We start from the raw sequence: 15227 nt of genomic DNA on the forward strand, positions 1-15227 counted from the left end.
CGCCTTCAATCAGGGCAACCGGCCGCGGTCCCTGTCAATTACATCAGGAGAAACACATGCACAGCATCAAACTGGGCGCGAAGCCGCCTGCGCTCGAGCCATGGGGCACGGTTGCGGATCTCGGAGCGACGATCATCGAAGGTGACGTGTTCGTCTTCGGGCTCACGCATCACGGCGACGAACACACGCCTGTCAGCGCGGGCTATTTCGCCTGTACGAAGGGCAAGTTCGACATGACGTACCCATTCGACGAGCATGCGACGGTGATAGACGGCGAGTGCAGGTTGACCCGTCGCGATACGGGCCAATCGGTTCACTACAAAGCGGGCGATAGCTGGTTTATCGAAAAAGGCGCGCCGATCTCCTGGCACATCCTGAGCGATACATTCACCAAGCACTACCTGGCGCTCGCCTAGCACACACAGCGCGCACGGCACCCAACACTGGACATCTGCCAGCCGCTGGCGCGCGGCTCGTTTTTCCCTTCTTTCCTATTTCAGCCCGGTGGCCGCGACGCGGCCCACCGCCGACGACGCACGTCCATAACTCCTGAAAGCCACCATGAAAAAGCACCTTTTGCTGTCTACATTGTCATGCGCAATGCTGGTCGCGCTGGGCACCCAGCAAGCCAGCGCGCAGAGTAGCGTCACGCTGTATGGAACCGTCGATGCCGGCGTCATCTATTCCACCAACGAGCAGGTGACGGACGCGAGCGGCGCGCTCCACAGCGGCCATAACGTGCAGATCGGCGGCGGCAACCTCGTGCCGTCGCGCTGGGGCTTGATGGGCGTTGAAGATCTCGGTGGCGGCGTGAAGACGATGTTCACGCTGGAGAACCAGTTTCTGATCGGCAATGGCGCGATGCTGCAAAGCGGCTCGCTGTTCGACCGCCAGGCGTGGGTTGGTGTGCGCGATGAACGGTTCGGCACACTGAGCTTCGGGCGGCAATATGATTCGTATTCTGATTTTCTTGGCGTCTATGTATCGAGCACCTCGTGGGCGACCATGTACGGATCGCATTTCGGCGATGTCGACAACCTCAACGAAGCGTTCAACATGAACAATGCGGCCAAATTCACGAGCGCGGATTTCGGCGGCTTCACGTTCGGTGGCACTTTCAGCTTCGGCGGCCAGGCGGGCGACTTCAGCGCGCGGCGTGGCTATGCGCTCGCCGCCGCATATAACCACGGCCCGGTTTCGCTCAGCGCGGGATACATGACGCTGAATGATCCGTTGAACGCGGCGCTCGGCGGCGCGAACGGTTATATCGGCGATTTCGCGTGCAGCAATGCTGCGGCGATGTATTGCAAACTGCAGGACGCCCGCGCGATCAAAGCGTTCGGCGCCGGCGGTTCGGTAGCATTGGGCAAAGCGACGGTGGCGCTCGTCTACACGCATACGCGCCTCGAGGACAGTGCGTACTTCGCGAGTGCCGCGCGTCCCGAGGGCGCCACCGCGTCGTTCGATATAGCCGAGTTCAATACCGTGTACAACCTGACGCCCGAGTGGGCGTTAGGCGCGGCCTATATCTTCAACAACGTGCGGATCAGTGGCGGCAGCTCGTCGCGCTTCCAGCAACTGAGTCTCGGCACGACATACTCGCTGTCGAAGCGAACTGCGTTGTACGCAGTCGGGATCGCGCAGAAGGCGTCGGGGGCGGGGCTCGGGGTGGATCCGGCGACGGGCGCGTCTGCCAATTACGCGCAGATTCCGAATCTGGTGAATAGCAACTCGAATCGGCAACTTGCAATCCTCGCGGGCCTCCGCGCGAACTTCTGAGCGGCTGCCCGGCACGCTGCGGGAGCTTCGCATTTCCCAAGATATGAGTTTCCTGTCCAAATATTCTTAAAACATCGCGGGTTTCATATAATCGCCGGCGCCTCGCACGGGGCATCCGAGCGCGCCCATTGCTGGTGCCCAGCGATGCATTCGACTTGTGATCGAAACCCGGGCTCGGGGGCGGGGATCATGTAAGTGTCGTCAGATGGCGGCTTTGAACGCGCGTTTCTCCCGTCCGGGGAGGACGCTGCGACGACACTCGCACATGCGGGTGCGTTTGCGCTGGCGTGGCGGGAGCGGGGAGTTGGCGGCTCGTCGCCTGGGGCTGCCCGAATCGATCAAATAACACTAACGAAGGAGATTTGACATGCGTTACCCAAAAAGCGGGCGCTTGAAGCGCACGCAGATCCTGGCCATTGCTTTTCTGACGCTGGCCGGTACTGTCAACTATTTCGATCGCAGCACGCTGTCGATCGCCAACCATTCGATCAGCCAGGAACTCGGCCTGTCCGCGTCGCAGATGGGTTTGCTGTTGTCCGGGTTCTCGCTGGCCTATGCGTTCGCGCAGTTACCAGTGGGGGCGTTGCTCGACCGCTTTGGTTCGCGAGTCGTGCTCGGCCTTGGTATTTTGCTCTGGTCCGCCGCGCAATTTGCAGGCGGCTTCATTCAAACCTTGAACCAGTTTTTCTATTCGCGGCTTGTCCTAGGCGTTTGCGAAGCCCCGCTGTTTCCGGCCGGCGTCAAGGTCATCAGCGAATGGTTCGCCGCTCGCGAGCGTGGCGGCCCGACCGGCATTTACCAGTCGTCGAGCGCAATCGGCCCGATGCTTGGACCGCCGATCCTGACCGCGTTGATGCTTTCGTTCGGCTGGCGCCAGATGTTCGTCTTGATGGGCGCCATCGGCATCGTCATTGCGCTCGGCTGGATAGCTTTCTATCGCAACCGGGCCGAAGTCGAACTGACGGACGAGGAGGCCGCACATCTCGACGAGGGCGAGAATGCTCCATTCACGTCGCATGCGGTGCGTTTGTCCGAATGGGCAAGTCTGTTCCGCCAGCGTAACACCTGGGGAATGGTGCTGGGCTTTATGGGCGTGATCTATATGATCTGGCTGTATGTGACCTGGCTGCCCGCGTATCTGGAGCACGAGCGTCATCTGAGTATCGCCCGCACCGGCTGGGTGGTCGCAATTCCGTATGTGTTCGGCGTGCTGGGCATGTGTTCGAGCGGCTTCTTTGCGGACTTTATCGCGCGGCGAGGCATTTCACCGGTGAACAGCCGCAAGTGGCCGGTCTGCATTGGACTGGTTGGCGCGGCGTCGTTCACAGTGCCGGCCGCCTATACACCCTCTACCACGATGGCCGTGATGTATCTGTGCCTGGCGATGTTTTTCCTGAATCTCGCCAGCGGCGGTGCGTGGGCGCTCGTGGGCGTTGCTGCTCCGCGTCGCCTGGTGGCATCGCTCGGAGGCATGCAGAATTTCGGCGGCTATCTCGGCGGCTCGCTCGCGCCGATTCTCACGGGCGTGATCGTCGACCGGACGCATTCGTTCGTCGATGCATTCCTGATCAGCGCGGCGATCGCACTCGTGGCTGCGCTCGTTTATCTATTCGTGGTCAAGGAAACGCGTACGGCGCAGCTTGTCGAAGAAATGGAGCATGCCGCGTAACGTAATGTTTACGCGGGTCTTGATCGTGCGGCTTCCCAACGAGTCGCGATGCGAACGCTGACTTGATGAAGATGAGGCCGGCGCGAACAAGTCAGGGGCGTCCATTCGACGAATGGGCGCCCCTTTTGGCTAGTGCTGCTCCTGCGTCGAAGCGAGATTGCCGTTTGCCGGTCGAGCACGTCGAACAGCGGCCTCTGGCAATGACTTTCAAGTACCAGCAAACGGAACTAGTGGCGCTCGCCATGCGTCTGTGGACTTTCCTCCTGAACTGATTCGCCAGAAAAGGGGAGAAGACCGTTCATGTACATGCCCTGTGCATATAGTTCGGTCCATTCCGCGACGTAAAGCGAACCGCGGGAGAGAAACGTTGGCTGTCTCACACAAAAAATATGCAATCAGCATTAATCATTTAAAAAACAGATGCTATTTGCAGGGCCGCACGTTATTGTTCCAAATGTCAACATGTCGGCTGCATCCACAAAAATGCGCTTCAAGCCAAATCAGTTGCAGATCTGGCGTGCTTGACGTTGGTACGGTGGGGAATCAGCGCAGACGTGCGGGCGAACCAAAGTTGATTTTTCAACAAGGACCCGCTGTGCGGTGCTTCGAACGCCGGCTGACCGAGGCGTTATCGGTTCTCGCTTCAACACAGGGGAAATCATATGCTACTGGACACGTTTCAGGTACGAAATCAGTTGCCGTTCATACCTCCGTCATTTGGGTCACAAGAGATTGTTTTGCGGCACCTGGACGCCGCCTCTGACGTTGGCGCCGTGCAACGTTTGCGCCAGGAGATCGATCTATCTGTACACGCGCAACTGAATCCCTTTTTTCATAGTGACGAAAAAAAAGAGACGACATTGGACTTTCAGTGGCGTTCGAACAGGACGGTCAACTAATCGGCACAATTCGCTTTGTGCCTATGACGCATGACTTGACGCTGACAGAAAAGCTGCACAAGAGCGTAAACATAGATCCATCACTGCTTGAAGACAGCTGGGAAGTGGGGCGCCTCGTACTTGATCCCGCGTTTAGACACGGCCAGGACCAGTTAAAAAAATGCCTGATGCTGGCGCTGGGTTTTGTCAGTGAAAATACTTCTGGCAAGAATTTCCACGCCTCCTGTTCACATGTGCTGAGCCGGCTTTACCGCAGATTCGGGTTTTCGGCGCTTGCCACCAACGTGCCGCTGGCTGGAGCAGACAAGACGTACACGCTCATTCACGCTGCACTCTCGGATGTCTCGAGGGCCATGATGGGTGGTTTTTCCGCTTGACTTTGTATGGTTTGAGAAAACGAGAAAGACATAATAAAGGAAGAAAAGCGATGCAAAATGAATTCATTAACTCACTGCGGCAAACGGTCGATCAGCATTGGGAACAGATCAGGGGCGGCCGGTTCTGGAATCGCGTCATGGAGAAACCGGTCACCAAGGAGTTGTATCGCGATTTAATGATCGAGATTCACCATTACACGAAGCATAATTCGATGAACCAGGCCGTCACGGCTTTCGTCAACGCGCCTGAGGGCCTGCTGAGGTTTGCGTATCAGCACGCAGCAGAAGAACTCGGGCACGAACGCATGGCCGTTCACGATCTCGAAAGTATTGGCCTGCTTGACAGGGAGCAACTGGGACGCGCGCCCCTTCCTGCAACCGAGGCGTTGATCGGATATTTGTACTTCGTGGCGCTCAGGTACGGCCCCATCGCACGGCTTGGCTACAGTTTCTGGGCGGAAAGCGTGTACCACCACATCGGCGATGTTCTCGGAAAGTTTCGCAGCGACCTCTCGCTCTCCGAAAAGAATATGTCCTTTTTTGTTGCTCATTCCACGATCGACAAAAAGCACATCGTTCAAGTGGAAGAATGCATCGACCGCTACGCAAAGACACCTGCGGACCAGGCGCTGGTTCGCTCAACCGCGGAGACGACGCTGTTCCTGACCGGGCAGATGCTGGAGCAGGTCGCGCAGCGACACCAATAAATCAGCGGGGGAGCGCCGGCCGAGCAAAGCGCCTCCCCGATCCGCATCTATCTCAGGTCCTCAAGACTGCTTCCCGGCCACCTTTCCGGGTGCACGCCCCATGAAATATCTACGCAAGCTCTTTGTCAGCTACGAGGAATACTGCAATTACCGGAAAGGAATTCTGAGATATGCCGGATTAGTGGGCGCCGTCGGGTACCCGCTTTTCTATCTGATCTATAGATTTGTTCTTCCGCAACCGTACGACAATCTGGGCATGAGGTTGATTGCGTCGGCTTCGTGCGCGGCAGTGGTGATACGAGAGTACTGGCCCGCCCGACTGAGGAAATACTACTTCGCCTGGTCGTACGCGGTGGTGCTTTACTGTCTGCCATTCTTCCACGTGTTCATGTCACTGAAGAATCACGGCAATCTCGTATTCATCGCGGATAGTTTCATGGCGGTTTTCTTTCTCGTATTGCTGACCGACTGGCGCAATACGGTCACCATGTTGTGCCTGGGGACAGGATTGGGAGTTGCGCTTTACCTGGCAACAACGGATCAGATTTATTTGCCTCTGGATTATGTTGCAAGATTGCCGACAGTCATTCTGGTGGTAATTGGCGGAAGTCTCTTCAAGTTTTCCGAAAAGCAATTGCAGGAAGCAAAGTTGCGCGGCGCGACGGCCCTGGCAGGGTCGATCGCGCACGAAATGCGTACCCCTTTGAGTCGGATCCAGTACAGCCTTGATGGGGCAAGCCGGGCGCTACCTGAGCCCACGACGAACCCTGACGTCCAGCCGTTGACGCGAAAGCAGATCAATGATCTCTATGCTTTTCTGTCTCAAGGCCAACTGGCCGTTGAGCGAGGCTTGCAGGTCATTGCGATGACATTGGACGAGGTCAACGCAAAGTCCATCGATACCAGCAGATTTGCGCTCATTCACGCTTTCGATGCGGTTCAGAAAGCGCTGGCTGAATATGCGTACGAAACCGAAGAAGAGCGCGCGATCGTGTCGCTTTCGGTGATTGAGGATTTTGTGTTCCGCGGCGACGAAACGCTTTTTATTTTTGTCGTGTTCAACCTCTTGAAGAACGCCCTTTATTACCACCGCCTCTATCCAGGAATGAAGGTCGTCGTTACTGTACAGGCGGGTCATGTCATTGTCAGTGATACCGGACCGGGCATCCCGCAATCAGTATTGCCGCGTCTGTTCGACTCGTTCCAGACATCGGGCAAAGCGGGCGGTACGGGCCTGGGGCTCGCTTACTGCAAACGGGTAATTGCGGCATTCAATGGAGATATTTCTTGCGATTCGGTCGAAGGCGAGGGGAGCCGGTTTACCCTCCGATTTCCGCAAACCGCATCAGCCGAGGAGGACGAGCGTCCTCAAGTATCAACACGAGACTCTCTCGCGATTTTTGCGGGTAAGCGGCTACTGATCGTCGACGACGACTCCATGCAGCGTATGGCGATACGCAGGCAACTGACTGGTCTCGGGATGGAAATCGACGAGGCGCACGACGGTCAATATGCGATCGACCGGATGCGGGCGGCCCGCTACGACCTCGTGATGATGGATTTGAGGATGCCCGTGCTCGACGGGTATGCCGCAACGCGATTGATTCGTAGCGGGGTTGTCCCGGGCCACCAGTCGGTACCGGTCCTCGCCTGTACCAGCGAACCGTCGCATCTCGTGCGCATGAAGATCGAGAGATCGGGCATGTCCGGAATGATCTCCAAACCGTGCAAACACTCTGATCTTGTCCGCGCGTTGCGATCATGCCTTGACCGCTCGAGTGTTGCTGCCGACGTGTTGGCAGGCAAGACGGCTATCCTCGCGGATGACGACGAGGTCGGTCGGCACATCGCACGAGGCTGGCTGGAGAAGTACGGCATCGAGGTCATCGAGGCGAATCACGGCCAGGAAGTGCTCGATATGATTGCCGGCGGGCAGCGATGCGACGTCATATTGCTGGACCTGAACATGCCGGGCCTCGGCGGTTTGGAAACCAGCCGGGCGATCCGTTCCTATTCGAGTGATTCGTCCGCAATACCGATCATCGCACTGACAGGGTACTCGGATGCGGTCACGGTGGAATCTGCGTTCAACGCCGGAATGAACGATGTCATGACGAAGCCAGTCCGCGGCGCGGTCCTTTTCGAGAAGCTGAGTCAGCACATCTGTTCTGGCATGACAGACCTGCGGTGGCCCGTGGCAACGCTGGACGCTGCGGACGACGCAGAGGGAAAAGACCACGCCCCGGCAGTTCAAAGTGAAAATCTCCTCGACATCGATCGCCTTCAGGAGTTGAAGCGTGACGGCTTGCTCGTCGAGTTGGTGGGCGACTATCTTTTGACGCTTGATCCTCTAATTGCCCGGCTTGACGCAAGCCTTGTGTCGAACGACCTGGGCGACGCCCATGAAGCGTTGCATTCGCTGCTTGGCGTAAGCGCAAACATTGGGGGAGCGGCGCTGCACCGACTGGTGAGGCGGCTCTATGTGCCAGTAGCGAACGAACACCGATGGCCAACGGACGAAAACTGGTTGTGTGAACTCAGGAACGTCATGGCGGATACCGTTCGGCTGCTGCACCGGGAATGCCCGGCTCTGGGATCGTGACGTAGTCGGCTACGCGATACGAGCGGGTAGCGCGGCGCACGGCCTGCGAGGCTTTAACCACCTTGCGGCTGTTCCATATTTCGAATATATTCGAAATATGGAACAGACAGACATCACCCGCGCCTTAGCGGCGCTCGCCCACGACCTGCGCCTGCGCGTGTTCCGGATGCTGGTTGTCGCCGGGCCGGCCGGATTGACACCCGGCGCCATTGCGACACAGCTGGATGTGCCCAACGCGACGCTCTCCTTTCATCTGAAGGAGCTGATGCTCGCCGGGCTGGTCACGCAGGAGCGCGACGGGCGCAGCCTGATCTACCGGGCTGCCTACGAGCAGATGAACGCAGTCCTCGGCTTTCTGACTGAGAACTGCTGCCAGGGGCAGGCCTGCCTCACGCCGGGCGCAAATTCATGCCAATGCTGACGGAGAACCATCATGAAGCGGTTTCACATTCATGTTCGCGTGAACGACATCGCAACTAGTGTCGCGTTCTATTCGAAGCTGTTCGGCGCAGAGCCGACACGCGCCGAAACGGACTACGCGAAGTGGATGCTGGACGATCCTCGCGTGAACTTCGCGATCTCGACACGCGGCACGAAGGTCGGTGTCGACCACCTCGGTTTCCAGGTGGATGACACGGCGGAGCTGGCCGAACTCGCGCAGCGTGCGCAGGCCGCGGACATGGCGTTGCTCGACCAGGGCAAAACGACCTGCTGCTATGCGCGAAGCGACAAGCACTGGATCGTCGATCCGCAAGGGATTGCCTGGGAGCATTTCCATACCCTCGAGAGCGCCCCGGTCTACGGCGAAAGCCGGCAGGAAGTGCCGGCGCCGGGCGCGGCGGCCTGCTGCGGGTCGAGCGGCAAGTCCGTTGCTGTTCCCGTGAAACCGGCCGGTTCGGCCTGCTGTTGATCGCGCAACGCGTCCGATAACACCATGCCCACCAACGTCCTGATTCTCTGCACGCACAATTCCGCGCGCAGCGTGCTTTCCGAAGCCATGCTGAACCACTGGGCGCGCAAGCTCGGCAGGGACGTACGCGCGTTCAGCGCCGGCAGCGCCCCGAGCGGCCGCATCAATCCGTTCGCGCTCGAAGCACTGACGAACGCGGGTATCGATACGCAAGGCTATCGGAGCAAGAGCTGGGATGAATTCGCACAGAATGGCGCGCCGCAAATGCGCATCGTCATCACGGTGTGCGACAGCGCGGCCGCTGAACAGTGCCCGTTCTGGCCCGGTAGCCCGGTCAAGGTCCACTGGGGCTACGCCGATCCGTCGAACGCACCGGGCGGTGATGAAGGCAGGCGCCAGGCATTCGAGCTCACACGCCAGGCCATCGGCTATCGCATGCTGCAACTGCTTGAATTGCCCCTGGAGCGGCTCGGGAATGCCGAGCTTCAACAGGCACTCGACGCCATTCTGCACAGCTGAAACCTTCTTTGTCGAGTTGTCCCATGAATACCCCCAACGTCGCGGCTTCGCGCAAGACCGCTCCGAAACCGGCCATCAGCTTCTTCGAGCGATACCTGACTATCTGGGTCGCGTTGTGCATTGTCGCGGGCATCCTGCTCGGCCAGATTCTGCCTGGCGTGTTCCAGGCAATTGGCCGGATGGAATACGCACACGTCAATCTGCCGGTCGGTCTGCTGATCTGGGTGATGATCATCCCGATGCTCATCAAGGTCGACTTCGGCTCGCTGCATGAAGTGCGTCAGCACATCAAGGGCATTGGCGTCACGCTCGTCGTCAACTGGCTGGTCAAGCCTTTCACGATGGCGTTCCTGGCGTGGCTCTTCATCAAGCAGCTGTTCGCACCGATGCTGCCAGCGGCGCAGCTCGAGAGCTATGTGGCCGGGCTGATCCTGTTGGCCGCCGCGCCCTGCACGGCGATGGTGTTCGTCTGGAGCCGCCTGACCGGTGGCGACCCGCTGTTCACGCTCTCGCAGGTCGCACTCAACGACAGCATCATGGTGGTCGCGTTTGCGCCGCTCGTCGGCCTGCTGCTCGGCATCTCGGCGATCACGGTGCCGTGGGCAACGCTGCTCACCTCGGTCGTGCTTTACATCGTCATTCCCGTGATCCTCGCGCAGATTCTGCGCAAGGTGCTGCTCGCCGATGGAGCGGCGGCGTTTGATGCAGCAATGGCCAGGATTGGTCCCTGGTCGATCATGGCGCTGCTCGCGACGCTGGTGCTGCTGTTCGCGTTCCAGGGTGAAGCCATCCTGAAGCAGCCGCTCGTCATCGTGCTGCTCGCCGTGCCGATCCTGATCCAGGTGTTCTTCAACTCGGCGCTGGCGTACTGGCTCAATCGAGCAGTCGGCGAAAAGCACAACATCGCCTGCCCGTCTGCGCTAATCGGCGCGTCGAACTTCTTCGAACTGGCCGTCGCCACGGCAATCGGCCTGTTCGGTTTCAACTCAGGCGCCGCGCTCGCGACGGTCGTGGGGGTGCTGATCGAGGTGCCGGTCATGTTGCTCGTCGTGAGGATCGTCAACCGTTCGAAGAACTGGTACGAGTGCGCCTGACGGTTACGGAACGAACCACATGAACGAAGTCATCATCTATCACAACCCGGACTGTGGAACCTCGCGCCACACCCTCGCGATGATCCGCAACTCGGGTATCGAGCCCACGGTCATCGAGTACCTGAAACATCCGCCGTCGCGCGAAATGCTGATCGATCTGCCCGAGCCGCAACGCGGCGCGTTCACGAAGGAAGACGGCGAAGTGGTCATCGCTGGGGAGGGCAGGCGTGTCTGATCTGCCGACTGAGCTCACGACTGAACTGCCGCAGGTTGATCCGTGATGGTTGCGCATCGTCGCGATGGCGACGGGGTAGCAATAACCAGGTAACATTCTTTTCTGCGCCTTAGCGAAAGACCTCTCATCAACTCATGCAAACCCGCATCTACACTGCGAAGCGCGCCCGAATGTACGTGGCGTTCGAAGTCCTGGCGGTATTCCTGAAGCTGGGTCTCACCAGTTTTGGCGGGCCCGTCGCACACATAGGCTACTTCCGCAGGGAATTCGTCGAACGGCGCCGATGGCTTGACGATGAGACGTTCACCGATCTCGTCGGGCTGTGCCAGTTTCTGCCGGGTCCGGCCAGCAGTCAGGTGGGCTTTTCGGTCGGCTTGCTGCGTGGGGGCTGGTTGGGTGGCCTCGCGGCATGGATCGGTTTCACGCTGCCCTCGGTCCTGCTGTTGCTCGCATTCGCGGTCCTCTCGCCCCGACTGAACAGCCCGATGGGCTCGGGGTTCATCCACGGTCTCAAGCTCGTCGCCGTGGCGGTGGTCGCGCAGGCGGTGTGGGACATGGCGCGGCGCCTCTGTCCGGATCGCCGGCGCGCGGCGATCGCGCTCGTCGCCATCGTCATGTCGGCGCTACTCGCGACCGTGTTCGCGCAGCTTGCGGTTATCGTCTGCGGCGCCGTGCTGGGTCTTGCGCTGTGCCGCGAGACTGGCGCCGCAAACGGCATCGCCGCCCCGACGCGCATGCCGTTTTCTCCGGTTAGTCGCACGGTCGCGATCTTCGCGCTCGGCCTGTTCCTCGCACTTCTGTTTGCGCTGCCGGTAGTGGCGCGGCTCGACACCACGCACGCCGTGGCGGTCTTCAACGCGTTCTATCACTCTGGTGCGCTCGTGTTCGGCGGAGGACACGTGATCCTCCCTTTGTTGCAGCAGCAGACGGTTGCACCGGGCTGGGTGACGCCAAACGATTTCCTCGCCGGCTATGGCGCCGCACAGGCAATCCCGGGGCCGCTCTCGACGTTCGCCGCCTTTCTTGGCTGGATCGCGAGCGGTGTGCCGAACCGCTTGCCGGGTGCGTTGATCGCCACCGCGGGCGTGTTCCTGCCGGGGTTGCTGCTGGTGATCGCCGTGTTGCCGTACTGGCAGTCGCTGCGCGCGCATCCGTCGATGGCAGCCGCGCTCACTGGCGTGAACGCCGCGGTTGTCGGATTGCTGGCCACTGCACTCTATTCACCGGTCTGGACCAGTGCGGTTCATTCGGTACCTGACTTTGCGGTTGCCTGCGTCGCATTTGTCCTGCTTGTGCGCTGGAAGACTCCGCCCGTCCTCGTGGTCGCGCTGTGCGCGCTGGCAGGGCTTGCCAGCGCAGTGATCCAATGAGTACGCTCTCGGGCGATGGCGCGTGCCTCGCCTGAGAGGTCGAGGACCGACAGGTTCTCATGGCGGTCGTCGAGCAGGTTGTCGACGAGCGTTGATGCGCCGGCGTCCGCGTCGATGATCCGGGCGTCCTTCGACAACCCGATACCCCGGATCAGTTCGAGCGAAAGCTGTGCAGGCGCGCTGATACCAGCGCTAGAGTGCGAGTGCCTGTTCGATTGGAGTCGTCCATGAAATTTCGTTTAGCCGCTGTAGTCGCGGCAGCAACCGGTTTCCTGCTTGGCGCGGCAGGTTCTGCGTCGTCGGCCCGCGCCGAAAGCACGGCACACCAGAAGGACGTCTCGCAACACGGCGCTGAGGTGATGCCGTTTGCGCTCGCGGCCACCACTCACATCTTTACGAAGACCTCAGACGGCGGGATCCAGCAGGTCGTCGCGAGGGGGCATGACCCAAAGCAGGTCGCGCTGATCCAGAGGCATCTTGCCGCGGTCGCCCGGCAGTTTTCGATGGGCGATTTCGAAGCGCCTGAGACGATCCACGGCAAGAACATGCCGGGACTCGCCACGCTGCGTACAGCACAGCCGGGCTCACTGAAGATCCGCTATCGCGACTTGCCCGATGGGGGCGAAATCGCATACCGTTCGGACGAACCACGCATCGTCGCCGCGTTGCACGAATGGTTCGATGCACAGTTGTCCGATCATGGCCACGACGCGATGGCAGGGCACGATTCCGGCATGATGCAGCATCATCCGATGGATGCCTCCCCCGAATAGGCTCTCAGCGTGGTTTCATCCGCAGGTGCGGAATCCCACAAAGATGTCGTTTCGATCGGGCAGATAGAAGTTTCGGTAGCGGGGATTGCACATCCTGTCATGTGTGGCGAATGACGCACCGCGCACGCTCCTGTGCGTATGAAACCAGGGGGCGGAATAGTCATGGTAGGGGTCAGGCGAAAAGCCTGGGTACGGCTCGAAAGCATCGGCCATCCATTCCCAGACGGACTCGCCCCAATCGATCAGTCCATTGCATGCGGCATATTCCCACTCGGCCTCCTTAGGCAGGCGTCGACCTTGCCACCGACAAAAGGCTTCCGCTTCGTACGCGTTGATGTGGCAGATGGACAGAGAAACCGGCAGTGGCTCCCATTGTCCGAACCAGCGATGCTCCCAGTCTCTAGACCCGTTGCTCGATTCACGCCAACGCCGTGGTGCCTTCAGCCCTGTGCGCTTCAACCACGCCAACCCCTCGCTTGACCACCAGCGCTCGTCGACATACCCGTTCGCCGTGACGAATTCCGCGAACCGAGCATTGCTCACGCATTGACGGTCGATTCGCACCGGCCCGATTCTCACGAGGTGCCGCCATTTTTCGTTGTCGAACACAAATCCTTCGTCCCGCGCCCCTCCCGTCATGAACGTCTCGTCGCCAATCGCGATGTCGCTCGCGCCTGCACGATGCTCGAGGGGCAACATCGCGAGCGGTGCGTGCGCTGGATAGTCCAGCGTCTGTCGCATATAGGTCAGCGCCTCGGCATGCATATCCTCATGGTACAAGGCAAGTCGGAAAAAATAGAGGGCCTCGTCCGTATCCTCGGCCGCGGCGAGCCGGGCGCGCACGAGTTCCAGCACGGCACGGGCGTAGTCGATAATCTGTGCAAGCGGCGGCAGATCCAGAAGCCAGCGATCGTCGTGGGGCACTCGCCCCGAATCGAACCAGCGGTCGGCATGCTCGAGCAGCGAAGGGCGCGTGGGTATGAAGCGGCCCTGCGCGTCGGGTTGTGGATCGCGCAGTATCCAGTGTTCCGTGAACCAGGCAATATGCGCATATTCCCACGCCGGCGGATTGATGCCAGAGTCGCAGGGGACCTGCATCTGCGCGGGCGTCAGGTCCGCGAGGATGGCCCATGTGCGCCGATGCGCGTCGACGAATGCCGCATCCAGCTGGGGTTTGTTCAGACTGCGCGATGTCACTCTGTCAGTTCGTAACGCCATGCGTCCTCCAATGAGCAGAATTTTCATCGTCAGCCCGGCACTTCGAAGCGCCAACAACGGCAATTGGCAGACGGCACATCGATGGTCCAGGTTTCTGCATGAAGACTACCGCGTTTCGCTGGGTGCGCAGTGGACTCCCGCTGATCAGCCGCAGGAGCTGCCCGCATGTCTGATTGCATTGCATGCGCGACGCTCGGCACCGAGTATCGTCCGATTCGCGGATGCCTGCCCCGGACGTCCGCTTGTGGTCGTCCTGACGGGCACCGATCTGTACCGCGATATTCGCACCGACGAAACGGCCCGTCACTCGCTCGATCTTGCTTCACATCTGGTCGTGCTGCAGGAGGAAGGCCTGGCGGAAATGACGGCTGCGTATCGCGCGAAATGCCGTGTCATCTACCAGTCCGCACCGGCGCGCACATCCGATGTGTCGTCGACGCGCCGACGGCGAACGTTCGATGTCGTGCTGGTCGGCCACATGCGCGCGGAGAAGGACCCGTGCACGCCCATGCGCTCGTTGGACCATCTGCCCGACGATTCGCGAGTCCGGCTGATCCATATCGGCCGCGCGCTGGATGACGAGTATCGGATCGCGGCGCACGCATTGCAAGCGCGGGTATGGCGGACCGTGAGGCGGTACGTCTGGTTCGATGGGCTGCCACATGGCGCCACGCTGCGGCGCATTGCCAACGCCCAGGCATTGATCATTTCAAGCGTGATGGAAGGGGGCGCCAACGTGATCATTGAAGCGGTGAATGCGGGTGTGCCGGTGCTTGCCAGCCACATTCCTGGCAATATCGGCATGCTGGGCCGCGACTACGACGGCTACTTTCCGCTGGGTGATGACAAGGCGCTGGCCCGGTTGCTCGATAGGGCGAGTCGGGATCGGGCTTTTCTGACGACGCTGCAGCAGCAGTGCGCCCGTCGGGCGCCATTGTTTGCGCCCGCGTTGGAAGAAGCACAAGTAATCCGACTGGTAACGGAGGCCTTGGCTCAAAGAACTCCCGACAGCTAAAGCGAGCTGTGGCCAACCGCAGTCGCTGCCTTCTTCGAGCCGTCGCATCTACAATCGTTC

At 60.0% G+C, this 15227-nt stretch carries 15 protein-coding genes; 14 read left to right on the plus strand and 1 reads right to left on the minus strand.

Going from position 1 to position 15227, the window contains the following annotated elements; all coding sequences use genetic code 11:
* The first annotated feature begins 56 nt into the window (after positions 1-56).
* From L0U84_RS39945 to L0U84_RS40005, 13 genes are all read left to right on the plus strand, one after another.
* Complete coding sequence (locus tag L0U84_RS39945) at positions 57-416, plus strand: cupin domain-containing protein (protein ID WP_233859202.1); 360 nt, start codon at positions 57-59, stop codon at positions 414-416.
* 145 nt (positions 417-561) lie between these two features.
* Positions 562-1779: a porin gene (locus L0U84_RS39950; RefSeq protein ID WP_442794111.1), complete on the plus strand. Its 1218-nt coding sequence runs from the start codon at positions 562-564 to the stop codon at positions 1777-1779.
* Between the two features lie 367 nt (positions 1780-2146).
* On the plus strand, positions 2147-3448 hold the full coding sequence (locus L0U84_RS39955) for an MFS transporter (RefSeq protein ID WP_233859204.1): 1302 nt from the start codon (positions 2147-2149) through the stop codon (positions 3446-3448).
* A gap of 871 nt (positions 3449-4319) precedes the next feature.
* Positions 4320-4724, plus strand: a complete 405-nt coding sequence (locus L0U84_RS39960) for an N-acetyltransferase (protein ID WP_233859206.1) — start codon at positions 4320-4322, stop codon at positions 4722-4724.
* Between the two features lie 50 nt (positions 4725-4774).
* Entirely contained in the window at positions 4775-5431 is a 657-nt protein-coding gene (locus tag L0U84_RS39965) for an iron-containing redox enzyme family protein (RefSeq protein WP_233859208.1), read from the plus strand.
* Positions 5432-5531: 100 nt separating this feature from the next.
* Entirely contained in the window at positions 5532-8033 is a 2502-nt protein-coding gene (locus L0U84_RS39970) for an ATP-binding response regulator (protein WP_233859210.1), read from the plus strand.
* Between the two features lie 97 nt (positions 8034-8130).
* Positions 8131-8454 carry an ArsR/SmtB family transcription factor gene (locus L0U84_RS39975; protein WP_233859212.1) on the plus strand — a complete coding sequence of 108 codons (324 nt, stop codon included), beginning with the start codon at positions 8131-8133 and terminating at the stop codon, positions 8452-8454.
* Between the two features lie 12 nt (positions 8455-8466).
* A complete protein-coding gene (locus tag L0U84_RS39980) occupies positions 8467-8943 on the plus strand; it encodes an ArsI/CadI family heavy metal resistance metalloenzyme (RefSeq protein ID WP_233859214.1) in 477 nt (158 codons plus the stop codon).
* Positions 8944-8967: 24 nt separating this feature from the next.
* The gene (locus L0U84_RS39985; RefSeq protein WP_233859216.1) at positions 8968-9462 is read left to right on the plus strand and encodes an arsenate reductase ArsC; all 495 of its coding nucleotides are present in this window, start codon (positions 8968-8970) and stop codon (positions 9460-9462) included.
* A gap of 23 nt (positions 9463-9485) precedes the next feature.
* Entirely contained in the window at positions 9486-10556 is a 1071-nt protein-coding gene (arsB, locus tag L0U84_RS39990) for an ACR3 family arsenite efflux transporter (RefSeq protein WP_233859217.1), read from the plus strand.
* Positions 10557-10575: 19 nt separating this feature from the next.
* Positions 10576-10791: a hypothetical protein gene (locus L0U84_RS39995; RefSeq protein ID WP_233859218.1), complete on the plus strand. Its 216-nt coding sequence runs from the start codon at positions 10576-10578 to the stop codon at positions 10789-10791.
* A gap of 134 nt (positions 10792-10925) precedes the next feature.
* Positions 10926-12161 (plus strand): chromate efflux transporter, encoded by a 1236-nt coding sequence (gene chrA / locus L0U84_RS40000; protein WP_233859219.1) that lies wholly within the window; start codon positions 10926-10928, stop codon positions 12159-12161.
* A 227-nt stretch (positions 12162-12388) separates the two neighbouring features.
* Positions 12389-12934: an aspartate carbamoyltransferase gene (locus L0U84_RS40005; RefSeq protein WP_233859220.1), complete on the plus strand. Its 546-nt coding sequence runs from the start codon at positions 12389-12391 to the stop codon at positions 12932-12934.
* Positions 12935-12949: 15 nt separating this feature from the next.
* Here the strand turns inward: L0U84_RS40005 and senA are convergent, their stop codons facing one another.
* Positions 12950-14179 (minus strand): selenoneine synthase SenA, encoded by a 1230-nt coding sequence (gene senA / locus L0U84_RS40010; RefSeq protein ID WP_233859222.1) that lies wholly within the window; start codon positions 14177-14179, stop codon positions 12950-12952.
* Here senA and senB point away from each other — a divergent pair.
* Complete coding sequence (gene senB, locus L0U84_RS40015) at positions 14151-15167, plus strand: selenoneine biosynthesis selenosugar synthase SenB (protein ID WP_233859223.1); 1017 nt, start codon at positions 14151-14153, stop codon at positions 15165-15167. The two genes, senA and senB, sit on opposite strands and share 29 nt — an antisense overlap.
* Positions 15168-15227: the final 60 nt, after the last annotated feature.

The organism is Paraburkholderia sp. HD33-4 (assembly GCF_021390635.1).
Taxonomy (GTDB): Bacteria; Pseudomonadota; Gammaproteobacteria; order Burkholderiales; family Burkholderiaceae; genus Paraburkholderia.